Source organism: Brevibacillus sp. SAFN-007a (assembly GCF_051967035.1).
Taxonomy (GTDB): Bacteria; Bacillota; Bacilli; order Brevibacillales; family Brevibacillaceae; genus Brevibacillus.
Window position 1 is genome coordinate 1 of record NZ_JBQCKK010000032.1, and the last position, 24,125, is coordinate 24,125.

At 49.8% G+C, this 24,125-nt stretch carries 31 protein-coding genes; 29 read left to right on the top strand and 2 right to left on the bottom strand.

Annotated elements, in window-relative coordinates:
* Positions 1 to 92 precede the first annotated feature (92 nt).
* Positions 93 to 1,133: a hypothetical protein gene (locus tag ACTHO6_RS20185; protein ID WP_440243524.1), complete on the bottom strand. Its 1,041-nt coding sequence runs from the start codon at positions 1,131 to 1,133 to the stop codon at positions 93 to 95.
* The gene (locus ACTHO6_RS20190; protein ID WP_327945282.1) at positions 1,093 to 1,998 is read right to left on the bottom strand and encodes a hypothetical protein; all 906 of its coding nucleotides are present in this window, start codon (positions 1,996 to 1,998) and stop codon (positions 1,093 to 1,095) included. The genes ACTHO6_RS20185 and ACTHO6_RS20190 overlap by 41 nt, the downstream gene beginning before the upstream one ends.
* 360 nt (positions 1,999 to 2,358) lie before the next feature.
* Here ACTHO6_RS20190 and ACTHO6_RS20195 point away from each other — a divergent pair, with 360 nt between their 5' ends.
* The 29 genes from ACTHO6_RS20195 to ACTHO6_RS20335 all read left to right on the top strand — a co-directional run bounded on the left by ACTHO6_RS20195 (position 2,359) and on the right by ACTHO6_RS20335 (position 24,024).
* On the top strand, positions 2,359 to 2,901 hold the full coding sequence (locus ACTHO6_RS20195; protein ID WP_327945283.1) for a site-specific integrase: 543 nt from the start codon (positions 2,359 to 2,361) through the stop codon (positions 2,899 to 2,901).
* A 302-nt stretch (positions 2,902 to 3,203) separates the two neighbouring features.
* Complete coding sequence (locus tag ACTHO6_RS20200; RefSeq protein ID WP_327945284.1) at positions 3,204 to 3,734, top strand: hypothetical protein; 531 nt, start codon at positions 3,204 to 3,206, stop codon at positions 3,732 to 3,734.
* Entirely contained in the window at positions 3,721 to 5,541 is a 1,821-nt protein-coding gene (locus tag ACTHO6_RS20205; protein WP_440243527.1) for a phage terminase large subunit family protein, read from the top strand. The genes ACTHO6_RS20200 and ACTHO6_RS20205 overlap by 14 nt, the downstream gene beginning before the upstream one ends.
* Positions 5,538 to 5,765 (top strand): hypothetical protein, encoded by a 228-nt coding sequence (locus ACTHO6_RS20210; RefSeq protein WP_440243529.1) that lies wholly within the window; start codon positions 5,538 to 5,540, stop codon positions 5,763 to 5,765. The genes ACTHO6_RS20205 and ACTHO6_RS20210 overlap by 4 nt, the downstream gene beginning before the upstream one ends.
* A gap of 5 nt (positions 5,766 to 5,770) precedes the next feature.
* Positions 5,771 to 7,255 carry a phage portal protein gene (locus ACTHO6_RS20215; protein WP_440243531.1) on the top strand — a complete coding sequence of 495 codons (1,485 nt, stop codon included), beginning with the start codon at positions 5,771 to 5,773 and terminating at the stop codon, positions 7,253 to 7,255.
* Positions 7,200 to 9,215: a prohead protease/major capsid protein fusion protein gene (locus ACTHO6_RS20220; RefSeq protein WP_440243533.1), complete on the top strand. Its 2,016-nt coding sequence runs from the start codon at positions 7,200 to 7,202 to the stop codon at positions 9,213 to 9,215. The genes ACTHO6_RS20215 and ACTHO6_RS20220 overlap by 56 nt, the downstream gene beginning before the upstream one ends.
* Positions 9,212 to 9,541, top strand: a complete 330-nt coding sequence (locus ACTHO6_RS20225) for a hypothetical protein (protein WP_440243535.1) — start codon at positions 9,212 to 9,214, stop codon at positions 9,539 to 9,541. The genes ACTHO6_RS20220 and ACTHO6_RS20225 overlap by 4 nt, the downstream gene beginning before the upstream one ends.
* Entirely contained in the window at positions 9,528 to 9,860 is a 333-nt protein-coding gene (locus ACTHO6_RS20230) for a hypothetical protein (protein ID WP_440243537.1), read from the top strand. Before ACTHO6_RS20225 ends, ACTHO6_RS20230 begins: the two co-directional genes overlap by 14 nt.
* Positions 9,857 to 10,444, top strand: coding sequence for a phage tail protein (locus tag ACTHO6_RS20235; RefSeq protein WP_440243539.1), 588 nt, complete (start codon positions 9,857 to 9,859; stop codon positions 10,442 to 10,444). Before ACTHO6_RS20230 ends, ACTHO6_RS20235 begins: the two co-directional genes overlap by 4 nt.
* Entirely contained in the window at positions 10,441 to 10,929 is a 489-nt protein-coding gene (locus tag ACTHO6_RS20240; RefSeq protein WP_440243540.1) for a hypothetical protein, read from the top strand. Before ACTHO6_RS20235 ends, ACTHO6_RS20240 begins: the two co-directional genes overlap by 4 nt.
* Positions 10,907 to 11,185, top strand: coding sequence for a hypothetical protein (locus tag ACTHO6_RS20245; protein ID WP_440243542.1), 279 nt, complete (start codon positions 10,907 to 10,909; stop codon positions 11,183 to 11,185). The genes ACTHO6_RS20240 and ACTHO6_RS20245 overlap by 23 nt, the downstream gene beginning before the upstream one ends.
* Entirely contained in the window at positions 11,185 to 12,627 is a 1,443-nt protein-coding gene (locus ACTHO6_RS20250) for a phage tail sheath family protein (protein ID WP_440243544.1), read from the top strand. The genes ACTHO6_RS20245 and ACTHO6_RS20250 overlap by 1 nt, the downstream gene beginning before the upstream one ends.
* 24 nt (positions 12,628 to 12,651) lie before the next feature.
* Positions 12,652 to 13,164, top strand: a complete 513-nt coding sequence (locus ACTHO6_RS20255) for a phage major tail tube protein (protein ID WP_440243576.1) — start codon at positions 12,652 to 12,654, stop codon at positions 13,162 to 13,164.
* A gap of 10 nt (positions 13,165 to 13,174) precedes the next feature.
* Positions 13,175 to 13,504, top strand: a complete 330-nt coding sequence (locus ACTHO6_RS20260; protein ID WP_440243546.1) for a phage tail assembly protein — start codon at positions 13,175 to 13,177, stop codon at positions 13,502 to 13,504.
* Between the two features lie 123 nt (positions 13,505 to 13,627).
* Positions 13,628 to 15,793 carry a phage tail tape measure protein gene (locus ACTHO6_RS20265; protein ID WP_440243548.1) on the top strand — a complete coding sequence of 722 codons (2,166 nt, stop codon included), beginning with the start codon at positions 13,628 to 13,630 and terminating at the stop codon, positions 15,791 to 15,793.
* Positions 15,786 to 16,004, top strand: a complete 219-nt coding sequence (locus ACTHO6_RS20270; RefSeq protein WP_429779200.1) for a tail protein X — start codon at positions 15,786 to 15,788, stop codon at positions 16,002 to 16,004. The genes ACTHO6_RS20265 and ACTHO6_RS20270 overlap by 8 nt, the downstream gene beginning before the upstream one ends.
* Positions 16,001 to 17,020, top strand: coding sequence for a phage late control D family protein (locus ACTHO6_RS20275; protein WP_440243550.1), 1,020 nt, complete (start codon positions 16,001 to 16,003; stop codon positions 17,018 to 17,020). Before ACTHO6_RS20270 ends, ACTHO6_RS20275 begins: the two co-directional genes overlap by 4 nt.
* Complete coding sequence (locus ACTHO6_RS20280; RefSeq protein ID WP_440243552.1) at positions 17,020 to 17,256, top strand: hypothetical protein; 237 nt, start codon at positions 17,020 to 17,022, stop codon at positions 17,254 to 17,256. The genes ACTHO6_RS20275 and ACTHO6_RS20280 overlap by 1 nt, the downstream gene beginning before the upstream one ends.
* A 1-nt stretch (position 17,257) precedes the next feature.
* Positions 17,258 to 17,659, top strand: coding sequence for a phage tail protein (locus tag ACTHO6_RS20285; RefSeq protein WP_429779197.1), 402 nt, complete (start codon positions 17,258 to 17,260; stop codon positions 17,657 to 17,659).
* A 4-nt stretch (positions 17,660 to 17,663) separates the two neighbouring features.
* Positions 17,664 to 17,975 (top strand): hypothetical protein, encoded by a 312-nt coding sequence (locus ACTHO6_RS20290; RefSeq protein WP_440243554.1) that lies wholly within the window; start codon positions 17,664 to 17,666, stop codon positions 17,973 to 17,975.
* Positions 17,962 to 19,080 (top strand): baseplate assembly protein, encoded by a 1,119-nt coding sequence (locus ACTHO6_RS20295; RefSeq protein ID WP_440243556.1) that lies wholly within the window; start codon positions 17,962 to 17,964, stop codon positions 19,078 to 19,080. Before ACTHO6_RS20290 ends, ACTHO6_RS20295 begins: the two co-directional genes overlap by 14 nt.
* Complete coding sequence (locus ACTHO6_RS20300; protein WP_440243558.1) at positions 19,073 to 19,723, top strand: phage tail protein I; 651 nt, start codon at positions 19,073 to 19,075, stop codon at positions 19,721 to 19,723. Before ACTHO6_RS20295 ends, ACTHO6_RS20300 begins: the two co-directional genes overlap by 8 nt.
* Before the next feature lies 1 nt (position 19,724).
* Entirely contained in the window at positions 19,725 to 21,026 is a 1,302-nt protein-coding gene (locus ACTHO6_RS20305; RefSeq protein WP_440243560.1) for a phage tail-collar fiber domain-containing protein, read from the top strand.
* Positions 21,027 to 21,042: 16 nt separating this feature from the next.
* Positions 21,043 to 22,071, top strand: a complete 1,029-nt coding sequence (locus tag ACTHO6_RS20310; protein WP_440243562.1) for a hypothetical protein — start codon at positions 21,043 to 21,045, stop codon at positions 22,069 to 22,071.
* 15 nt (positions 22,072 to 22,086) lie between these two features.
* Positions 22,087 to 22,395, top strand: a complete 309-nt coding sequence (locus ACTHO6_RS20315; protein WP_440243564.1) for a hypothetical protein — start codon at positions 22,087 to 22,089, stop codon at positions 22,393 to 22,395.
* Positions 22,396 to 22,413: 18 nt separating this feature from the next.
* The gene (locus ACTHO6_RS20320) at positions 22,414 to 22,560 is read left to right on the top strand and encodes an XkdX family protein (RefSeq protein ID WP_440243566.1); all 147 of its coding nucleotides are present in this window, start codon (positions 22,414 to 22,416) and stop codon (positions 22,558 to 22,560) included.
* A gap of 128 nt (positions 22,561 to 22,688) precedes the next feature.
* Entirely contained in the window at positions 22,689 to 23,054 is a 366-nt protein-coding gene (locus ACTHO6_RS20325) for a hypothetical protein (protein ID WP_440243568.1), read from the top strand.
* Positions 23,051 to 23,335: a phage holin family protein gene (locus ACTHO6_RS20330; RefSeq protein ID WP_440243571.1), complete on the top strand. Its 285-nt coding sequence runs from the start codon at positions 23,051 to 23,053 to the stop codon at positions 23,333 to 23,335. Before ACTHO6_RS20325 ends, ACTHO6_RS20330 begins: the two co-directional genes overlap by 4 nt.
* A 2-nt stretch (positions 23,336 to 23,337) precedes the next feature.
* A complete protein-coding gene (locus ACTHO6_RS20335) occupies positions 23,338 to 24,024 on the top strand; it encodes a glycoside hydrolase family 73 protein (protein ID WP_440243574.1) in 687 nt (228 codons plus the stop codon).
* Positions 24,025 to 24,125 lie beyond the last annotated feature (101 nt).

Consider the following 24,125-nt stretch of genomic DNA (forward strand, 5'->3'; position numbering starts at 1 on the left):
TTTCCCCATAAAAAATCCCTCCACAGTAGACAGTACAGACCTTTCTTTTGCCTGTCTACTATGGAGGGAGCATATCAGGATTACGCGGTCTTTTAATCAATATCAGTTATCTGTACACCTGCAGGGAATTTGAAATCCTTTGCCAAGAGCATACGTACTTTTTGGTATTCTTCAAACACCATGGTGAGAAAGTCTTCGCCTTTTTCTATTCTCTTGTAGTGTTCTTCTTCAAATACCAATATTCGCCTACGGTTGTGTCTTGATTCGTTTAATATAGCTGCCCATCCATCTCGATTCGTATTCCCGGTAACACCTTTCATCGTAAAATAGAGACCGGTACTTGCATCAATATCATTCATTACCCTTGCGAAGTCACCGATTTCGGCAGGATTCAACTTAGCGGCAACGTGTTTACATTCAATCTGGATAAACGGACCAAAAGCAGAGAGTACAGGATGATAATTGGCGTCGTTCCTAAAAGTACGGTCAATTTCACCTGTTGTGGCTCTGGAATCACGGCCAGAAGGGATAAAGCCAACAATCGAGGACACTAAATATTCAGCCATGTTTTCCAGAGCATGTTTTTTCTGATCGTTTGTCTTGGCCGCTCGAACCGCTTCATAGAGTGACTTGAACTCCCCCAAGTTTATACGGCAATATTGATTGCTAGCAAAACTGGGGGTGGTAAGAAAAAAACTGTTAACATCATCATCTCCGACCTGAGAAGAAGGGATTGGGCTGTTTGTTCCATTCTGCATACCGATCGTCAAGTACGAGTCCTCGAACCTGAAAAACACCCAGACATCCTGCTGACTAGTGAATACGTATTTTTCACATTCAGAGCACCATACCTTATGGGGAATGTTCGTTATGTTAGTTACCGTGTCACAAGTGTAGGAGCATTCTGGGCAAAGTACTTCGTAACTTGATACTAAAATGTTTTCTTTTACAAGAGCATCGAGCGCACGGTGTACTCGAGTTTTATCCCAGTGTAACCCGTCCATCAGATAACGGGCGTTGAATCTTGTCCTGTGATTCATCGGCATTTTTTCGAGAAACACACGGATTGTATTCACTGCATCAGCGGATAGATCAGGGTAGCGACTTAAGTTCCCTAATTTTTGATAAAACATATTCCACCACCCTTTCCCCTGCAATGGTTTTAAAGGAAACCGTTCCTTTGCCAACAGTTAACTCAATTCTAGCCGTATCTCCGTTAAAATTAAACTGTAAAATTTTCTTTCGAAGAGACTTTCCCGAACTCTCGGCTTTATAATCTGGATCGTTATCAAGATCAGCCGTTCCTTTTCCACGATGCTTCGTCATATCAATCTCCCCGGCATTTCTTTTTAGATCAGACCCAACAGAAATCGCGTTGAGCTTCATTTTGAGTTCGTTTATCTCGTCAAGTGTAAACTGGATTGGATCGGGATGGCTCAGCTGCAGAGCTTCCGCAACAGATACGGCAACCGCTTTTGCTGAAGATGCTGGGGCATGCACTTGAAGGATCTTGTTTTTAATGTGGATGAATGTTCGGATAATAACGGTAGGCGTTATTTCAATTTCCTCCCAATCGCTGAATGTTGTCCTTGTGTCTCCTTCGTGTGCTGTTTCGATAAACAGTAGATCATCTGTTATGTATTCGGCATAAATGATTTGTGGTTTTTCTGTTACAGCGGGCTTGAGGCGGTTTTCAAATGGATTACCAGCAAGCTTTGCCTGTAGCACCTTTGCAGTAGTCTTTGGGTCATCCAACTTAATAGCCGGCTCGATGTTTACCTTGAAAAAGTGGACAGCACCTTTTCCAGCAAAACGGTATTGGAGGATGAGCTCTTCAACGGATGCAAGGTCTTCATCCTTTAGGTCTTTCTCGAGCTTTTCGATAAGCTCGTCCTTACTTTTTCCTTTCAGAACCAAGCCTTTTTCCTGAGCAAAATTCTTTATTGTCTCGAGACTAAGTCGTCTCAGTTGCTTTTTCATCTCATCAGACAGTTTCATCTATTTTCATTCTCCTCTACATATTTAAGATACATACGTGTCGAGTATAACTTTTTGGTTAGATATTTTGTACCATTTTACCTCCTACATTCGTGGCAGTATTTTGGCAGAATCGTGGCAGGCCATTTGGTATCGGACATGCTATGATGATAGCGTGAATATTTGGGACAAGCCACTCAGGTGACTGGGTGGCTTGTCTTTTTGGGAGCGATGTGCCATGAGGAAGATGACCGAGCCAGTACCAAAATTAAATATAACGCATATGTGCTATGGGTGTCCTTGGGCGATTGCGACGGGCAGTAAGGTGCTCTGCACCAGACAACCTTGTGTGAAGGATGAAAGGAAAAGGAGAGGTTCAGGATGAATTTTGTCCAACCTATCCGTGAGCCTGACATGATCGAGCAGATCAAAAGATACTTGCGCGGCATGAGCGAAAGAAATTACATGCTGTTTGTGTTCGGGATCAATACCGGCCTCCGCATTCAAGACATACTGAAACTGCGTGTTCGTGACGTAAAGGGAGAACACATCATCATGCGGGAGATGAAAACTGACAAACAGAAGTGGTTGAAGATCAACCCAACGCTAAAACGAGAGTTGAAGCGTTATATTTCAGACAAGGACGATTACGAGTACCTGTTTAAAAGCAGAGAAGGAAAGAACAAGCCAATTACTCGCGACATGGCATATAAAATCCTACGCAAAGCAGCAAATGAGTTTGGGCTGGTTGACATTGGGACACACACCTGCAGAAAGACGTTTGGATATCACCTGTACCGAAAGGAGAAAGACATTACCCTTTTACAAAAGATATTCAACCATTCCAGCCCAGAGATTACGCTGCGATACATTGGCATGGATCAGGACACAATGGACAATGCCATCAGTCGTTTTGGTCTCTAGTTCTTCATAATGAGGGAGTGTATAACTCGTCCGGACTAGGCTAATAAAAACCAGTCGTATCAACGGGTTTAGAAATCGTATGAGTTATTCACTTTATTAAGATATGAATAACTTATTTATGCTTTTGACCACAAAAACATTGCAGAAGCGGGTCAATCCCTTGTGGCTCTGAGGATGAACGTCATTTATACCAACGGGTCCTTCCCAGGGGGTAGGGGGCTATGCGGGTCTAACGAACCCCGAAATTCGGCTGAGTATGCACAGTAAAAACAGCTATGCAATGTGCAAAAGGAGGAGGCGCTTTGAGTGAAAAAATAGGAGCGAAAATGATTGAAAAACGCCTGTGTTTAAGCACTTCTGCCATGTGTGAGGTGTTGGATGTACACCGTAATACACTTGCACAGTGGGTAAAATTAGGGATGCCAAAATGTGCAAACGGTTGGTACCCCCTAAAAGATTGTCTGCTCTGGGTGCAAGATTACAAAGGAACGAGCAACAATCAAGCTCCCGAAAATGAGGAAAAAATGACGCTTGCACAGCAAAAGCTTTTCTATGAAGCCAAGTTGAAAGAACAGCAGACCGAGGCGGCAACACTCAAAAATGCGATTGCCAAAGGTGAATACATCAAACGGGACGACGTTGTGAGTGAACTCCAACGTTTTTTTACTACCTTGAAGCGGTCGATGGCTGGATTTAGCCGCAAAATTGCGATGGAGGTCGCTCCATTTGTTGAGCCGGAGCAGGTGCGAATCATCGAGCAAAACATCACCGATACGACAAATGCCGTTTTGCTGCAGATGTCCGTAAGAGGTGTGTACGATGCCAAAAAGTAACTGGCCGGAGTGGCTGATGGACTCGCTGCAAGTTCTCAAACCGCCTGAAAAACTCACGGTTTCCGAATGGGCAGATAAATACCGAGTGCTGGACAGTAAAACATCAGCTGAGCCTGGCCAGTGGTCGACGGATCGCACTCCCTATCTCCGAGGAATCATGGATGCCTTTACCGATCCACGGGTGGAGGAGATCATTTTCGCAAAGCCGACGCAGGTCGGTGGAACGGAATGTATGAACAACATGTTTGGCTATGTCATTGCCCAAGATCCAAGCCCCGTTTTGATTGTGTATCCGACTCTGGAATTGGCGGAATTCGCTTCAAAAAACCGTCTTCAACCTCTTATGGAGTTAAGTCCTGTGCTGGCTAATAAATACCGGGTTGAGGAAAGCAAGGTATTGGAGCTGCAAATGGATGGGATGTATTGTGTTATCTCCGGGGCAAACAGCCCGGCCTCTTTGGCGAGCCGTCCTATTCGGTTCCTGTTCATGGACGAGGTGGACAAATACCCCAAAAATTCCGGGAAAGAAGCAGATCCGCGGTCATTGGCACGCGAGCGTACAAAGACATTCCCCTATAACAAAAAAATCTTTCAGACTTCGACGCCCACGTTGAAAAACGGAGCGATATGGCAGTCGTTCGAAAAGGCTGATGTGAAGCTGCACTATTACGTTCCATGTCCGCATTGTGGTCATTACCAAACCTTCAAATTCAAGGGTGGGATCAAGTATGACAAGACGTTACCGCCCGAAAAAATCAAGCAAACAGCTTATTACGAGTGCGAAAGCTGTAAGGGAATGATCAGGGACGCCCACAAACCGGCGATGCTGCGGAACGGTGAGTGGCGAGATTCTACAGGGGTTACTCGTCTGGCGACCAAAACAGGCTTCCATTTGAATGCGATCTACAGTCCATGGGTGCGATTTGGTGAGGTAGCATACGAATTTGTGACGAGCAAAGACGACCCAGAAACCCTTATGAACTTTGTCAACAGTTGGTTGGCTGAACCATGGGAGAAAACACAAGTGAAGCTGAACAGCGACAAGGTGCTGGAGCGTTCAAGTGGGTATGAAGAAGGGGTTGTTCCGGATCGGACTATCTTCCTCACAGGCGGAGTAGACGTGCAGAAGGATCGATTCTATTACACAATCCGGGCTTGGGGTGAGAAAGTAACGAGTTGGAATGTCCGACATGGTTTTTGTGAGACATGGGCAGAGATCGAGGAAGTAATGAATGCACCTTATTCAACAAAGGACGGCATCGAGTATTTCGTGAATCTTTGCGCCATTGACTCCGGTTGGAATCCCGATGACACCTATGATTTTTGCGCCAAAAACAGTGAGTGGGCTGTAGCGATCAAGGGCTCAAGTGTTGAAATCCCTGCCAAGTACCGATTGACGAAAATCGACCGGGAGGAGAAGGGGCTGTTTGGCATCTCGCTCTATTTGGTCTATGGATCCTACTACAAGGATCTGATCGCAAACCGTATCGCACGAAAAGCGGAGGATCCGGGTGGCTGGTACGTGTACGAGGGTTGTGATCGTGAATATGCCGAGCAGATTACAGCAGAGCACAAGGTAACAATCAAGCGTAACGGCAAAGAAATCGACGTCTGGCAGCTTAAAACCTCTGGAGCAGACAACCACTACCTTGACTGCGAGGTATACGCCGCGTTCGCAGCTGATCGCTTGGGGATCCGATACGCTCGCTACGAAGAACCTGAGCCCGCAAAGGATGACGTAACGCAAAAGAAACCACAGGCACGAAAACAAACAAATAACTGGATCGGAGGTGACAAATGGCTATGACTCCGGAAGAAAAACTTGCCCGACTCCACGAGCAACTGGAGCAGCTAAATAAGGCGATTTTGGCCATTCAGAATGGAGCCCAAGAGTACAGCATTGGATCGAGAAGGATGAGAAAGGCTGATCTGGGGCTGCTCTACAAAGAGAGAGATCGTCTGGAAAGAGAAATCGATGTACTTGAGAACGGCGGCGGAATCTTCAAAGTTGCCGTCTTTGAAGGGAGGTAGTCGCTGTGAATTGGCTGGAAAGAACAATCGCAGCAATCAGCCCGCAATGGGCGTACAAACGTCAGGCATGGCGCTCTGGTATGGATGCGCTGTACGACTCGGGATCGCGTGGCCGATTGAATATGAATTGGAATCCAGCAGCAACTGCTGATGAAAACAAATTGCGGGTAGAGCGGAATCTCATGTTGAGCCGTGCGCGGGATCTCGAACGCAACAGTGATGTGGCAGAAGCCATCATTGATGCGTTTGAACGAAATGTAGTGGGCGCGGGATTGACTCTACAAGCTAAGGTGCCCAAAAGCGTCCCAGGGGCGGATCAAATCAATCAAAAAATCGAGAAGCTGTGGAAGGAATTCAGCAAAGCGGAGAACTGCGACATTACTGCGACGCAATCACTCGAAGAAATCGAAGAAATGCTGGTTCGTCGGTATGTGGTCGATGGTGGCATTCTCATTGTGAAGGTGTTTACAGATGACAAGCGGTTTCCGTTCAAACTGCAGGTTCGTGAAGTGGATGAGCTTGATCCATTAACGACATCATTTGGGGGAAACCGTGTGGTTGATGGAATCGAAATCAATCAGTTTGGTCGTCCTCTTGCCTACCACTTCAAAAAATTTGACGGCACCCGGCAGATTCATGGTGAAAGTGTCCGTATTGAAGCGGACAAGGTGATCTTTTGGCGTCGAAAAACATCGCCGCGCCAAGTGCGGGAGTTGTCTCTATTACGCACAGCGATCCCCCGGATTAAGGATGCCAACCAATTTATCGAAGCGGTATCTGTGAAAGAGCGCGTTCTGGCTTGTCTGTCGGTATTCATCAAGAAAGGATCCCCAACAGGATCGATTGGCAGGGGAGTAAACACTGCAGGAAAAGGCTCAAGTTATGACGGGATGTCGCTTTCGCCCGGCATGATTGGAGAGTTGAATCCTGGTGATGAGGTGCAGACCGTTATCCCGGCAGGCCAAGCGTCGAATACCAAGGATTTTATCAGTACGTTGATTCGGCTCGTTGGCTCCGGCATCGGATTGAGCTATGAAACGATTTCCCGCGACATGAGCAACGTGAACTATTCCAGTGCCCGCCAGGGACTCATTGAAGACAGGAAGACATACAAGAAAATGCAACGTTCGCTGATCGGAACGGTTTTGTCCCCGATCTATCTTCTCTTTTTGGAGACGATGTTTCTGACCGGGCAATTAGAGATCCGGGATTTCATGCAAAACAAGGAACTGTACACGGCGCACGTATGGATTCCTCCGGGGAATACCTGGATCGACCCGATGAAAGAGGTAAACGCAAATAAAGTGGCGCTGGAATCCAATCAAGATACGCTTGCCCGAATTTGCGCGGAAAGGGGTGAGGACTGGCGGGATGTAGTAATGCAGCGTGCTGAAGAAATGAAGTTGATTCAAGAACTGATGGGAGGAGTAGCAAGTGGGCAAAACAATGCTTCCGACGGTGCTGACGAGGAACAGCAGCCCGACGAGTAACCTACTCACACGCACATTGACGCTAGATCGCTCGACGATCAACGAGGATGACCGGACTGTTGAGCTGTCATTTAGCTCAGAAGCGCCTTACGAACGATATTTCGGCTCGGAAATCCTGAGCCATGATCCAGACGCCATCGACCTGGCCAGACTCCAGGAAGTAGGCGTTTTATTATTTGCGCATGGCCGCGATGCCCGGTATGGAAAGCTTCCGATCGGCTCTATCGAAAAGGTTTGGCTGGATCAATCCCAACGGAAAGCACGGGCGCTCGTGAAATTCGATGATGACGAAGAGAGCGATAAGATTTTCCAGAAAGTCAAAAAGGGCATGATCAAAGGGGTGTCTGTCGGCTATTCGGTCAGCTCATGGGAAGAGGTTAAGGCTGGGAAAACATCTGCCAATGGCCGCCATTCTGGCCCGGCCTACGTCGCGTTAAAGTGGCAGCCTTTTGAAATCAGCATCGAGCCAACCCCGGCTGATCCATCAGTTGGGGTTGGACGAACTATTGAACAGGGGGATTTGGATATGCACGGATTGAAACGTTTGGCTTTGCAAGCACAAGGACTCATGGTGCCGGATAATGGTTTGCCAGGTGGAAGCGCAGCGCCCAATCCAGAACCAGCAACACGTTCTGCAACTCCGCAAGTACCTCCGCAAGCACCTCCAGCGGTGAATGTAGAAGATCTGCAGCGGCAGGCTGCAGAGGCTGAACGCGCTCGCGTTACAGAAATTGCTCAACTCTGCCGGACATTTGGGATGGATGATGCTGAATTTATTCGCACAGGTGCGACGGTTCAGGCTGTTAAGGATGCCATTCTGCAGAAGCAAATCAACGCCAATAAGCCGCAAGCTACCTCTGTCGTAGTACAAACAGAAGAGGTAGATAAATTCCGCGCTGCTGCATCGGACGCCTTGCTCATGCGAGCGGGTCGCCGCGTTGAGAAGCCGGCAGCAGGTGCAATGGAACTGCGGAGCCTACGTCTGCGTGATGTGGCTATCGAATGCCTGCAACGAGCTGGTGAAACAGGGGCTCACTTACTGCGAGATGAGGAGTTGCTGAAGCGGGCTTTGATGCCGGACAGCACATTCCAGAGCATTATTTCCAACTCGGTAAACAAAACGCTGTCACAGGTCTATCAGGAAGCGCCAACTACTTTCCAAATTTGGACAAGTCGCGGCTCAAACCCGGACTTCAAGGCAGCGGAGCACTATCGGATCAGCGAAGCAGGGAACTTGGAACTTACACCACAGAACAGCGCCATTCCTTATGATACCCCGATGAAAGATGAGAAGGTAACGAAAGCCGTCCTGACCTACAGTAAGCGTTGGGGATTCACGCGGGAAGCGTTTATCAACGACGATTTGAGCGTTTTGACGCGTGTACCAGCTGCATATGTCACCGCAGCCAAACGCGGTATCAACCAACTGGTTTATAAAATGCTGGCTACCAATCCGGCCATTTTCGATGCTAAGGCGCTCTTCCATGTAGATCACAAGAACCTGGGAACGGCTGGCCCCATCGGAAAAGAGACTATGAGCGAAGCGCGCTTGAAGATGCGGACGCAGAAAGATCAGCGGGGTATTGCCACTCTGAACATTTCGCCGAAGTATTTGCTGGTTCCGGCTGCACTTGAAACGGATGCAGCGCAATTCATGCGTTCCGAGTCTGATCTGAGTAGCTCCAACAGCGGAGTGGCCAACGTCTTCCGCAATTCCTATACGGTGATTGTGGATGCAGAGCTAGACGCATACAGCCCAGATGCTTGGTATCTCGCAGCTGACCAAAACATTGCCGACACGATTGAAGTGACGTACCTGCGAGGTCAAGAGGAGCCAACTCTGGAAACGGACATTCCGTTTGATCGCTTGGGCATGGATTTCCGAATCTATTTTGATTACGGAGTTACGGTTCTGGACTACCGCGGACTTTACAAAAACCCTGGAGTGGTAACGCCATGAGAGTAGCCAGCCCAGTAAATTTCGCCGGTCGGTTGTTTATGCCGGGGGAGAGCGTGAAAGGCGAACTCCCCCTTGAAATGATTGAGCAACTGAAAGAAAACGGCTTTCTAACGGATCATCTCGATGAAACTGCCACTCAGGATGACGTTTCCCTTGAGCAGGATTACCCTACTGCGGAAGCGTTCAGCAAGTTAAAAGCTGACGAACAAAAGGTACTCTTGGCTCGTTTGAACATCGAAGCGGGGGCCAAAGCACAGGAAAGAGTTGAACAATACGAGAGCTGGCTTGCTAGTCAAGAGAAAGGGGCCGACGATGCAGAACTTTAAGGAGCTGGTAACCGAAGATCTGGCCGTTTTCATCAATCCGGATGAATTCGGTGAAATGCATAACATCGACGGGAAAGACATTACAGTTGTCATCGATGCTGATACCTTGAAGGAAAAAAGCATAAACGGCGCGAGTGCATATGCGACGCATAGCGGCATCATGCTTTCTGAATTCATTTTGTACGTCAAATGCGAAGACATGGACGAGAAGCCATGGATCGGGCAACGGATGGTATTAGACGGAGCGGATTATCTGGTTACGGATGTAGCGGAAAACGCGGGGATCTTTCAGATCACACTAGGAGCGAACATAGGATGATCGACTTCACAGCCGAGCAAATAGCGAAAGCGGAGAGACTGTTGCGTCATATTCCGGACGCGGCCCCTACAGCATTGGCTCGGGCAATCAACCGGGCTGCCGAATCAGCAAGGACGGCCGCAGCTCGAAAGGTTCGCGAAACCTATTTTATTCGGCATAAAGACGTGACAGACACAATCAAGATTCGCGGGGCCAGCCCCACAAAGCTGAGCGCTTCTGTTGTTTCGTCAGGAACTGTTTTTCCGTTGACCGCCTTTCGTGTATCCCCCAAAAGGCCACAGCCTCAGAAAGCCGCAAATGTCAGATGGCAAAAAGGGAAGGCTTTTAAGGTCGTCGCACGCGTGAAACGAGGAGAAGGCGGCCCGATCAAGTCCGCATTTGTAGCCCAGATGCGAAGCGGCCATGTAGGCGTGTTTAAGCGGGCAGGAAAGGAACGAAAACCGATCGATCAGTTTTATGGCCCATCGGTACCGCAAATGCTTGGTAATCCCAGTGTCACTGATTGGGTGAATGAGAAAGCTAAGGAAACGCTGGATCAGCGGCTGGATCATGAAATTAACCGTTTGCTAGAGGTGAATCGATGACACCGATCATCATGTTGGATCGACTCGTAGAGCATCTGCAGGCAATAACCGGGAACTTTGAACTGCAGTCGAACGTTACAGGGATTACGAAAGCCCCGCAAGTGATTGCGGGGTATCTTCCTGAAAAGAAACCGGTACAGAAACAGAACGTGCCAGATTTTCCGTACGTGATTGTCCGGTATTTGCAAGAAGAAGACGACAATGATGGTGCAACAGCAAGTGTGAAGATCATTGTCGGCACATATAGCCAGGATGCACAAGATGGCTGGCGGGATCCGTTAAATATCCTTACTCGAATTAAACAGGACCTGTTGGCTCGCCCGGTATTTGGCGAGTCTTTTCGTGTTGAGAAGCCGATAAAAACGGAGCTCCCTGAAGAGCAACCATTCCCTGAATGGTGGGGGGCCATTACTCTTCAAGTGATTATGCCTCAAATGGAGGAAGAAGGAGGTTTTCTCTCATATGACAGCACGGAAAAAGGATGAGCCCAAGGAAGAAGCAAAAGCGCTGATCTACTGTGGCCCTAATCTTCCAAATGGGATTCTCAGCAGATTTGCGGTGTACCGCGGAGGGATTCCCAAGCACCTGAACGAGCATCTGAAAAAGTGTCCGTCCTTGGAGAAGTTGTTTGTCCCGGTTGATTCCCTTTCCTCGACCTTACTTGCAATCGAAACGATGGGAACGGCTGAACATGCTTTGTACCAGGAAGTGCAGGCGTACGTTAAAGGAGGTGCTCGATAGTGGCATTTAAGCATGGTGTATTTGGCGGCGAGGTCCCTACCTCAGTCATTTCCCCTGTGGAAGCGAGCGCAGGGCTGCCAGTGGTCTTGGGGACGGCTCCGATTCATTTAGCGGCAACACAGGAGTACGTCAACAAGCCCGTTTTGGCCTACAACTACGGGGAAGCAGTGAAAGCACTGGGCTATTCCGATGACTGGGAGCAGTACACGCTCTGCGAATTTATGTATTCGCACTATCAGCTGTTTAACGTCTCACCAGTCGTTTTCGTCAATGTCTTGGATCCAGCCAAGCACAAAACAAGCGTTCAAAACGTCACGATTCCGTTAACGAACAAGGTAGCAACAGTGGAGCAAGACGGGGTGCTGCTGAAAACGCTGGTCGTTAAAGCTACGGCGGAAGGCCAGCCACTTGTAAAAGGCACGGATTATGTTGCGGCTTTCGATGCTGCGGGCAAGGTTGTCATTACGGCACTCGGAGCGGCAACCCAGTTTGTCATTTCCTACGACTACCTTGACCCATCGAAAGTGACGAAAGCCGACATCATCGGGGGAATTGACAGCCAGACAGGCGCTTACTCGGGTTTGGAATTGGTGAACCGAGTCTTCCCGACTTTCCGACTGATCCCTGGTCAAATTCTTGCACCTGGATGGAGTCATGATCCAGTCGTGGCAGCCGTGATGAAAGCAAAATCGAGTAGCATCAATGGCGTTTTTAAGGCGATTTCTATCGTAGATATGGACACATCGTCAACCGGTGCCGATTTGTACACAAAAGCCCCGGCCTGGAAGACGGACAACAACATTACGGATCCACTGCAGGTTGTCTGCTGGCCCAAAGTACAGCTCGGTGATTTCATTTTCCACCTTTCCACACAAGCTGCAGGCGTTATCAGCAAGACCGATGCGGCCAACGACGATATTCCATTTGTCAGCGCTTCCAACAAGAACATTCAGGCTAATGCGGTAGTGGTTCACGATGGATCCGAGGTTTCGCTAGACATTACGCAAGCCAACTACCTCAATTCGCAGGGGATCGTCACCGTCCTGAACTTTACCGGAGGATACAAGCTATGGGGGAACCAAACGGCAGCCTTTCCTGCTGCTACCGACGTCAAAGACACGTTTATTGCCGTCCGGCGTATGGCGAATTGGCTCAATAATAGCTTGATTCTCACGTACTGGCAGCACGTAGACAGCCCGACGAATCGCCGTTTAATCGATTCGGTAGTGGATAGCGTCAATATTTGGCTGAACGGGCTGACTGCGCGAGGAGCTCTGCTGGGCGGCCGAGTAGAATTTTTGAAAGAGGAAAACCCAGACACGGATCTCTTGCAAGGCATTATTCGTTTTCATGTGTACTGGGCTTCGCCTGTACCTGGGCAAGAGATCGATTTCACGCTTGAGTATGACGTCAGCTATCTGAGCACGCTCTTTGCAGCGTAATGGAGGTGAACAGCATTGAACAAATTGCCTGAACGGTTAAAGGATTTTAGGGCCTACCTGGGAGGAACCAATGTGCTGTTGGGGGTGGCAGATGTCACCCTGCCATCGTTTGAAATGATGACAGAAACGGTAAAAGCAGCAGGGATCCTCGGGGAATACGAGTCCCCTACAATGGGCCATCTTCAAAGCATGAAAATGACTTTGAATTTTCGTGTCCTGACAGAGGAACAGGTGAAATTGCTCCGTCCCGAGGCGCACCGCATTGATCTGCGCGGCGCGAATCAGGTGTATAACACGGCGACAGGCGGCTACAAAGATGCTGCGGTCCGTTTGGTTGTTCAAGGGCCTGCGACAAAAGTGGACCTCGGGAAATTTGAGAAGAGCGCAGCGTCTGGCGGATCGGCAGAGCTGGAAATCTACTACTTGAAGCTCCAGTTCGATGGGGTAACAAAGGTCGAGTTTGACCGGTTTAACTACATTTTCGTTGTGGATGGCGTGGATTACATGCAAGGAACAAGAAATGCCCTCGGGCTATAAGGAGGTCACTATGAGTAAAAAAATAATTTTGCGCAAACCGATTGAGAAGGACGGTCAGTCGATTCGTGAGATCGAACTGAACTTTGACGATTTGAAAGGGAACGATCTCGTTCACGCTGAACGGCAGGCGCGTATGAGGGGCGACATCAGCCCGGATCCACTCTTTTCGTCAGAGGGGCTGGCTGTAATCGCCGCACGGGTTTCTGGACAAATCCCAGAGGATATTTTGGGTTTGCTCGCTCCTGACTTTCTCCATGTTACAAACACGGTGAAGAATTTTTTGTACGACTGGGCTTCACCGATGAGAACGCAATCGGAGACTTCCGAAAAACAGTCCTAAAAATGTCCAGGTGCAACTACACACCCGTGAACGTGTGGATGGACATGCCCATTCTGGAGTTTGCCAGGTGGGTAGCTGATTATCAGGAGCTTTCTGAGGAAGAGAAGGGGGCGGGTGAGGGATATGGCTCGTAGGATTCACGAAGTCAGCTTTGCCATTGCGGGGAAGCTTGCTACGTCGTTTAGGGGGGCATTTTCTTCCGCCTCCTACCAAATAGCACGTCTGTCAGAGGAAACGGATGAGCTCAAGCAGGAACTGAAACGGCTGGAAAATGAGCATAAGAGTGGGGCGATCTCCACCGAACAGTTTACAGCGGCCCAGGAAAGGCTAACCAGAGCCATTGATCGACAAAAGCAGGCCCATCAAGCCTTGTTGCACCAACAAAGCAGAAGGCAGACACATATGGACAATGGCAGCAATGCAGCTGGTCAGATGGGGGAGACCTTGGCAAAGGCCTCTCCTCTCATCGGGGTAATGGTGGCAGCGAATGACTATGCAGAAGCACAACGCCGCATCCAAATACAAACCTCTTTGACTGCTCAACAGCAACAGCAGGCTTTCCAAATTACTCGTCAAGCATACCTCTCCGGATTGGGCGAAAGCATGTCGGCAACGTCAGAAGCATACGGAATCATGTCACAGGCGATCAAAAATGAAACAGTCAAGCAGCAGCAACTGATCTTGCAAGGGGCACTGTCTGCCGAGAAATACTGGGGAGCAGGGGCAATGGAGATCAATAAGGCTATGACAAACCTGACCAGCAACTTCAAGGGCTTGTCAAATACGCAGGCTCTGGACATGATCACGTACGGTCTGAAAAACGGCATGAACTATGCGGACGACTATCTGGACACGCTTTACGAGTATTCGCCTCAATTCGAGTCGATGGGGTATAGTGCAAAGCAGTTTTACGCTGTTTTGGAATCAGCCAAAGGCGCTGGGGCATTTAACCTTGATAAGGCAGCAGACGCAGTGAAGGAGTTTAATATTCGTGCAAAAGATGGCAGCAAGACCACAGAGGATGCTTTCAAGGCGCTGGGGCTGAACAGCGCGAAAATGGCAAAAGATATCGCCAATGGCGGGGCTTCCGGGGTAAATGCCTGGAACAAAACGATCGATGCCCTGAACAGGGTCCAAGACCCGGTGAAACGAAACCAAGTAGGCGTCGCTTTGTTTGGTACGCAGTGGGAAGATCTGACCGAAAAAGTCATCTTGAATATGAAAATCATGGAGAATGCCGGGCAAGGCATTGATGGGACCACGCAAAAAGTGGTTGAAGCATCCACAGCTGCGCGAAATGGCGCTCCTTCCTGGACACAACTCGGGCGACAGATTCAAGATACGGCTGCAGTTGTCGGCAATCAGTTTTTACCGGTGCTTGCCCCTCTGATTCAGAACGTGGCCAATGGTGCCGCATGGGTGGGGAACTTTGCGCAGGCGCATCCGAAATTAACCTCCGTCATCGTGGGAGCAACAACAGCGTTGATCGGAGGGCGCATTGCATGGCTAGCTCTACGTATGGCATGGTCCCAGGCAGCGCTGATCGGTAATGGATTGTCCGGTATCTTTGTCCGTCAAGCAGCTGCACAGGCAATCGCCACGACAGCAACCGGAAAAATGACCATGGCACAGCGATTGTTGAATTTGACCATGAGCCTAAATCCGATTGGGCTTATCATTACCGGCATGGGCCTTTTGGTGGCCGCAGGGGTTTATTTGTACAACAACTGGGATACCGTTCGAGAAAAGGGGAGCTTACTGTGGGATACTCTCACGAGAGGCGCAAGCGAAATGGGAGTCAATATATCCAACTTCTTTAAAGGGATGGCGAATGGAGTAATCCAGTCGATCAATCGAATTTCCTCCGGCATTAATAAATTGATGGGCACCTCCATCCCACAGATTGAAAAATTTCAGCTTGATTACTCCATCCAGGCACGCAAGATCCAGGAGAACAGGACAGCAAGAAATCTGGGGGAAAAAATCCCAGCCTACGCTAAGGGTGGGATACTTACGAGGCCGCACGTTGGTCTGGTTGCAGAAGCCGGACCGGAGGCAGTGATCCCCCTAAATCGTTCGCCACGTTCTATTTCCCTGTGGAAGCAAGCGGGCAGATCGATGGGACTGACGAGCGGGGGCGGAACCGTTATTCATTTGACCTATGCGCCTCAAATCAACGGCAGTGATCCGAACAAGATCAAGCCCGTCTTGGAAGAGAACAACCGGACATTGATGGATCAGCTGCGCTCGATCCATCGTCAAAAAGAAAGGGTGTCGTTCGGTGCCTAAAAACTACGCAACAACCCAAGGTGATACGTGGGACTTAATAGCATTCAAGCAGCTGGGCAGTGAAAATTTCATGACCGACTTGATAGACGCGAATCCTGCTCATCGGGAGACGGTTATTTTCCCCGCCAACGTCCAGCTGATCATCCCGGATGTGGACCTGTCCCAGACACCAGACAGTCTGCCACCGTGGAAGCGAGGAGACGGCACATGACGAAAGCACGCCATGCGAGGTTGCAGATTTTCTACAACAAGACGGATCTGTCGGCTGATTTACGGCCACATCTGCTGAGCTGGAGCTACACGGACAACTTGAGCGGCCAGGCAGACGACCTGCAGATTACAGTAGAGGATAGCGAGCAACGATGGAGTGGCAGCTGGATGCCGGACCTATCCGCGTCTTTGCAAGCTACTCTTTTTCGTGAGAACTGGGATCATGAGGACAGAATAGAAAAGCTGCCACTTGGAACCTTTGAAATCGACGAAATCGAGGTGAGCTATCCGCCCTCGGTGGTTTCTATCAAAGCTATATCCGTGCCGGAATCCTCGTCGCTGAGAGGCGAGAAGAAAAATAAAGCCTGGGAAGAGACAAAGCTGTCTGTGATCGCTAGGGAGAAGGCAAAGGAAGCCAAGCTCAGCCTTTATTATGACTCGCCGGAAGATCCGAAATATGACCGCATTGAACAAACGTCAGAGACGGATATCGCGTTTCTCATGCGCTTGTGCAATGATGCTGGCTTGTGCCTGAAGGTGTCAGGAAAGCAACTGGTGATTTTCGATGAAGCGAAGTACGAGAGCGCGCCAGCCATCGCAACCCTTGAGCGGAAGGTATCCGAGGTCAAATCTTTCAGGGGGAGAACGACGTCGACCGGCACGTATAAAGCTTGTCAGGTGACTTATTTTGCCGGGAAAGACAAGAAGTCTATTTCTGCCACGTTTACCCCGGCGAACGCTCCAAAAGTAGGGCGGACACTGACCGTCAACGAAAGGGTATCTTCAATCGCGGAAGCGCAGCGTCTGGCCAAAAAGAAGCTGAGAGAAGCGAATAAAGAGGCCACCCAGGTGTCTATTACCATGGCCGGAGATCCGCGCATGGTTGCTGGGGTAACTGTAAATCTAAAGGGATTCGGAGCTTTTGACGGCAAATACATTGTTACCCAGGCCGTTCACAGTCAGCAAAGCGGTTATGAAACCAGCTTGGAGCTCCGCCGTTGTCTGGAGGGGTATTGATGGGAGTTGAGATTCAAGTGGGCATTGTCTCATCTGTGAATGCTGCGAACGGATCTGCAAGAATCGCCTTTCCAAATCGGGGCAATACGGTATCAAAAGAGCTTCCCGTCATGAAAAAAGCGTGGCCAGTCAAGCCGAAGGATCTCGTTGTCTGCCTATTCCCAGCAACAGGAACAGACGGTTTTGTTTTGGGGTCCTATTACACCGTCGACGATCCGCCAACGGGAGGTGCATAGGATGGGACAGCTCGGGAGTTTTGGCGAGATCATATTCGAAGTCTCTTACGAGCAAATGCGAACCTTTTTTGACTTTTCGCGCTCTGCATCTGGCCGCTGGGCTGCCCATGAGCGTTTTGGTCAAAAGCCACGTTCCGAATTCCTGGGACCGTCATTGGATGAAATCAGTTTTACCATGAGGTTCGATGTGAAGCACGGTATGAATCCGAGGAAGGAAATGGATCGGCTCTTGGAATGGTGTCGATCAGGCAAAGCAGAGACACTGATCATCGGAGGCATCCCCCTCGGGAGAGATCAGTGGACAATCAAGTCTGTTACGCAAAATTGGAAAGCTTTGGACGGGAAAGGCAGGCTACTCATTGGGGAGGCAAACGTTTCCCTGGAGGAGTACATGAGGAGGTGACAGTTTGATTTACGAAGTGACAACAGGCAACTCAAGAATCGATTTCGGAGCAACGGGAGTAGATGCCATTCTACAGAACGTTGCTTTTATTTTGTCCACGACACTTTTTTCGTGTCCACTGGACAGGGCTTTTGCCTGGGAGCCTGACATCGATTCCCCCATCCACATGCAAAGCGCAAGAAACATTGCGCGGATAACGGCAGCCATCCAAAAGTATGAACCGCGGGCAACAGTCGTGAGAATTGAAATACGAGGGGATCCGCAAAACGGATCTCTGCAACCAGTAGTAGGAGTGAGGATTGATGACGAGGTTTAATCTTCCCGATGTGGAGTTTGCGAAAAAGTCAGCTCAAGAGATAGAGGCGGAAGCCGTTGCCAACTATGAAAGGTTGACTGGCATCAAGCTTGCCGCAGCGGATCCCCGTCGAAAATTTATTCAGGCTGTTGTTTTGCTCGCCACTCAGCAGAGGGCAAACATCAACTACAGCGCCAAGCAGAATTTGCTTGCTTATGCCCAGGGCGCTTTTCTCGATCATCAGGGCCTTTCGAGTGATACAGCGAGACTACCGGCCACGGCATCAGTAACTACGATTCGTTTTGTACTCTCCGTCCCACTGGAGAAAAACGAAATCATCCCGGCGGGGACGAGGGGAACAGCGGGCGACGGCCTTCTCTTTGTCACTACCAAGCAGGTTGTTGTGCCAGCAGGGCAAACGCAGGTCGATGTAGAGGCGATATGCACGATTACTGGTTCGCGGGGGAACGGCTATCTCCCCGGACAGATCAATCAGCTGGTCGATCCCCTTCAATGGGTTCAGTCGATCCAAAACATTACAACAAGTGAAGGGGGAGCGGATGAGGAGGACGACGACGCTTATGCCGAGCGGATCCGGCAAGCTCCGGAAAGATTTTCGGTTGCCGGTCCTGATGGTGCGTACATCTACTGGGCACGAACGGCCAGTCCGTTGATTGTCGATGTGTCGGTTCGGAGTCCCTCACCTGGCGTCGTAGAGATTCGCCCACTGCTTCGAGATGGGGGGATTCCCGGACAGGAAATCTTGGATCTGGTCGATAGTGTCTGCAATGACCGAAAGGTTCGTCCTCTTACGGACCATGTTCAGGTGCTTGCTCCTGAGACTGTGCCCTATGACATTTCTTTGACCTACTGGATCAGTACGGCAAACAGCAGTACCGCGGCCAGCATCCAGGCGAATGTGCAGCAAGCACTCAACGACTACAGGCAATGGCAAAAAGCAAAGCTTGGGCGTTCCGTTGATCCGTCCGAGTTGGTCACGCGGATAAAAAATGCCGGAGCAAAAAGGGTGGCCGTAACGCTACCCGCCTATCAAGCTCTTTCACCGTTTCAGGTTGCTGTTGAAAACCAGGTGACAATCGAGTATGGAGGGCTGGAAGATGACTGATATCTATACGGTGTCGCTCGTGGACCTTCTGCCCGAGAGCCTCAGACAGGATCCGGATGCGCGGGCGCTGGCAGAAGCACTGACTCCGGAGTTTCAGGAGATTTCGACTCAAATCCCTTTAATTACGCTTCTGGCAACACTTGATGAGCAGCCCGAGGAAGTCGTTGACTTATTGGCTTGGCAAGCTCACGTAGATTTCTATGAGCCGGATTTGCCCCTGGAGCAAAAAAGACAACTGGTTCGCGAAGCACCATTATGGCATCGGCGCAAAGGGACCCCCTGGGCCGTCGAGCAAGTGGTTTCCATCGTCTTTCCTGGAGCGAAAGTGGCGGAGTGGTACGAATACGGGGGCGATCCGTACCACTTCCGTGTGGAGACAGAACAGACTCTCGCAGCCAACGCGGATCTGGCACGCTTGGTCAGGCTCATCAACGCCACCAAGAGGAGCAGCGCCTGGTTGGAAAACGTGACTGTGAAGCGGACGATTAACGCCGGTCAATTCTACGGGGGCGCTATAACGGAATATCGCAAAACGGAAATTTACCCAGTGGCGTTTGAAATGCCAGATCTGAACGCTACGCATTCGTATGGCGGCGTTTTTTCAGTCGAGGCCCAAACGACCATTTATCCGGAGGTGAAATAGGTTGGCTCAATACACAGGCATGATTTTGACAAAGAAGGGGCGCGACCTACAAGCAAAAGCAGAAGCAGGCGCGACGCTCACGTTCACCAAAGCAAAGATTGGTGACGGGCAGCTTGGGCAAGGGCAGTCTCTTGAGAATCTGAATGACTTGATCAGCCCCCAGAAGACACTGGCCATCAGCAGCGTTCAGGCTGAGAGTGGCGGTCTTTGCCGTATCCGGACCAATATCACGAATCAGGGAATCACGCAGGGCTTTTATGTACGAGAGATCGGGCTGTTCGCCCAGGATCCTGACCTTGGAGAAATCCTGTATGCCATTGCCACTGCGGCAGCTGCCGACTATCTGCCTCCCGAGGGCGGGTCAACGATTGTAAACAACCAGTTCGATATTATCGTGATTGTGGGGAATGCAAGCTCCATCAGTGCTACGATCAATCCGTCCGGACTTGTGAATCAGGAGCAGTTGACGAAGCTGCAAGGGCAAGTCGACTCCTTGGCAAAAACAGTAGTTGGGAGCGCCGTTGTCACCGGGCTTGCTTTTTCCGTAGTCGGATTAACTGCTTCCTACACAACAGGGACCGCCTATGTGTCCGGGGTAAAATTCGATGTGGCTGCCGGGAGCATTCAGCTGAATGCCAATCAAGGGCAGTATATCTATCTGGACACGGATGGCAAGGTGAAGGGCACGACAGACCAGTCGGCGGCCCAGGCAAAATGCCTACTGTGGTACTTCTCTACAAATGCAACGGATGTCATTACCTCGACAGATCGGCGCAGTGTAATCGACAGCACACAATTCGTTAAACAGACTGAGGTGGCCGCCAACGGTGCGAACAAAATTCCGCGCCTGGATGCGCAAGGAAAGGGTGTTTTCAGCATCACAGGTGATGCGTCGACTGTTGCAGGAAAAACGGTAGGAAACGCAGCCAGCAACGTCCCATTATCCAATGGAACACTGAACACCAACCTGAATGCGGATATGGTGGACGGCTATCATGTAGGAACAGGCTCAAATCAGATTCCTACCCGCGATGCCAATGGCAAGCTTGTGGCAGATCAGCTCGCCAGGCTGAAGATCACGAAGAGCGGCAAGGATGCGAACGGAAAATTCACACAGGTTGACTATAAGCGCGAGTCTGATAACACCTTGTTCATGCGCTCTGTCCTGTCCAACCCTGATGCAAATGGCAACTATCAAACGGACACCTGGACGTATTACAAGACGGATGGGACGACGGTCGCTGAAACGAAAGTATGGACGATCACATATGACGCGGATGGAGATATCACAAGCGTTGCATAGGAAGGGGGGGGATGATTTGGACGTAATGCAAGTATTGACAGCGCATGGTTATGGCGGGGGTTATAGAAAGGGTAAGGATTTACCGGTTGCCAAAACCAACATTGGTAGAGGCGTGCCAAGAATAACATTCAACAAGCCGCTCACAGTCGCCGGGATGTGGGCAATGGATGTGAGCGGGGCCAACTTTCAGTTGGAAAGTTCCAATGAGAAACTCATTAAAACAAACGCCCAAAATGTACAGGTTTATTCCGCCACCCAACCCGAAATGGACACGTTGAGGAGCTTGATAATTTCACCGGATGGAACAAAGTTATATGGCGGTTATTACTGGAACGATGCTGGTTCAACGTCCGAGAACGTTTACGAGTTCGATGCAGCGACAGGGGTTAGAGGTAACAAGGTGGCGGGCATCGCGCCCGGCGGGAGTCCAAATGCAATGTATCCAGTTGCGGTTGATGAGCAGTTCAACGTGTATGTATATTTGAACACTACGTTGCGCAAGTACAAACGCAATGCAGATGGTACATTTACGCTTGTGTGGACGGTTACGCTTGGTGTGGCCGGATTGGTAGTTGATGAATTTTGGAATGAGGATAAAACGGTGCTTATGTTGTTGATTGTAGCAAGCAGCAAAGCAACGGCTTGTTATGTCGACGTAAATGCCGGAGTGCTTGAAAAATCAAACGCATTTACCGAAACAGTACCCGGCCCGCCGGTGATGGGTGCGGACAAATCCGTTTATATCAGTGACGGATCAGTTTTGAAAAAATACGACTACAACAAAACCGTCATATGGCAATTAACAATCCCGTACACTCGCGCTATTTATTCGGAGGGTGGCTTGCTCGTTTATGATGGGACGACAAACCAGATAGCTAGAGTAACAGACGGCGGTGTGGTTGAGTGGAAAATGGTTTCGCCGCTTAAGGCTGCCAACGTTACGCGCATTACAAATAGCATTGGTTCAGATATTGCCGGCGTGTGGAGCATAGACAACAACGTTAATATTGCCGGATTTGTTCACAGCGTAATCAAAATCGTATAACAGGGGGCAAATTAAATGTGGATTAGGTACGAGAAAGGCACTAATGCCGAAAAATGCCGTGTGATTACAATTCATAATGAGCCGGAGGTATTGCCGGAAGAACTGTTGCAGCAGGGTGAGTTTCTGGATGGCCCAATGCCTGAGCCTGATTACTTGCCGAAAAAGACGTACGAGCTGTATTTCAACCCAACCACGAAAGAATTATGGTACGAATACTCAGATGCGCCGCCAACACCGGAAGAATTGAAAGATATAAGGATTTCCCAATTGGAAGAACAATTGCGGATCACCCAAGAGGCTGTTGACGCGCTCTTGTTGAGATAAAAAGGAGGAAGATGAACGATGGCAAGCAGACTGTATTCATATTGCTTAATGCGTTGGGAATCTGGGGCATGGACGGAAACTGAACTGACCACGGCCGTCACTAAAGGTTATATCACCGAAGATGAAAAAACGGAGATCATGGTTCAGCCACAACAAAGCGCATAGAGCGCCTTTTTCCAAACGGAGAGGGCGCTTTTATTTGCCTCTCTTTTCATCATGATCACGAGTTGCCCTGTGCCTAGCAGGGTTTTTTCTATGTTTTGCCCCGAGGGGGGTGAGGAGGTTATGCGCTAGTGGCGGACGAGATCAAAGATCTACAAAAAGGAATCACTGACATCCTGGTTGCGATTGGGAAAATCGAAACGGAAATCAAGCAACTCGGCAGCATGGCAAACAAGCTTGATTCTACCGAAAAGCTAGCCATCGAGGCTATGCAAAGCACGAAAGCAGCTCACAAGCGACTCGACGAGCTGAGCATGGAGATCACCGATCTGACCAAGAAGGCCGAGGACATCAAGAAAGAAATCGAAAAACGAATCGAGGACGACAAGCGACAAGGCAAGGACGATAAACGCTGGATCGTCGGGACCGTACTTGGCGCGGGAGCTCTCATTTGGAAATTCATTGAATCCATTACGAAAGGTGGAGGGGTATCATGAACGAAACAGATCTGTTGGCATTGGCCAATCAATTCCTGCTGGATAAGGCACTCATCGTAGTTGTTGCACTCCTGGTCATCGGCGTGTTTTTAAAGAAAACACCTCGGATCCCGGACTGGAGCATTCCTTGGATCTTAACCGGGGGAGGCATCGGCTTGGCCTGGGGCGTGCTTGGAGCGATTTCAGTGCAGGCTACGATCCAGGGCATTCTTGCTGCAGGGATCGCCACGCTGGGGCACCAGCTGTGGAAGCAGACGACTGAGAAAAGGGAAGGTGAGTAGGCATGACTCAACAAGAGTTTATCGCGAAGATCGCACCTGCTGCCGTGGCCGATATGAAAAAAACACGGGTGCCAGCCTCGTTGACTATCGCTCAGGCGATACTGGAGAGCAATTGGGGGAAAAGCAGCCTGACCGTGAAGGCAAACAATTTATTCGGTATCAAGGGTATCGGACCAGCCGGCAGCGTGCAGATGCCCACGACAGAATATGTCAACGGTAGCCAAGTTAAAACAAACGCGAATTTCCGCGTTTATAACTCGTGGGCTGAGTCGATCGCTGACCACTCAGCCTTGATCCTTAACGGAACGCGAGACAAGCCCACGCGTTATCACGGTGTACTTGGAGCTGATTACAAGACAGCCTGCCAGATGATTAAGGAAGGCGGGTATGCGACGGACCCGGCTTATCCCCAGAAGCTGATCAACTTGATCGAAACGTACGCGTTGCACCAGTATGATGTTGATCAGTCTGACAATTCTGTGGATAAGGAAGCAGCCACGGCCCTGAAGTTGGAGGACTGGGAACGCGAAGCAGGCTTGAAGGCGATCGACAGCCTTGCTTGCAAAGGATTGCTGAACGATCCAGATAAATGGAAAAAGCGATTGACCGACGATCCAGCAGGGGTACTGAGCGAACTGCCCTGGCTCATGTTTACGATGCTTGATCGGGTGACAGAAAAAACAACGTAGCAAAAGTGAACGCCCTCCTTCCGTTGAAGTGCCCCCTGTCAAGTAGACAGTGAAAAAAACAAAAAGCTTAGACACCAATCTGAACCTAGGTTGGTGTCTTC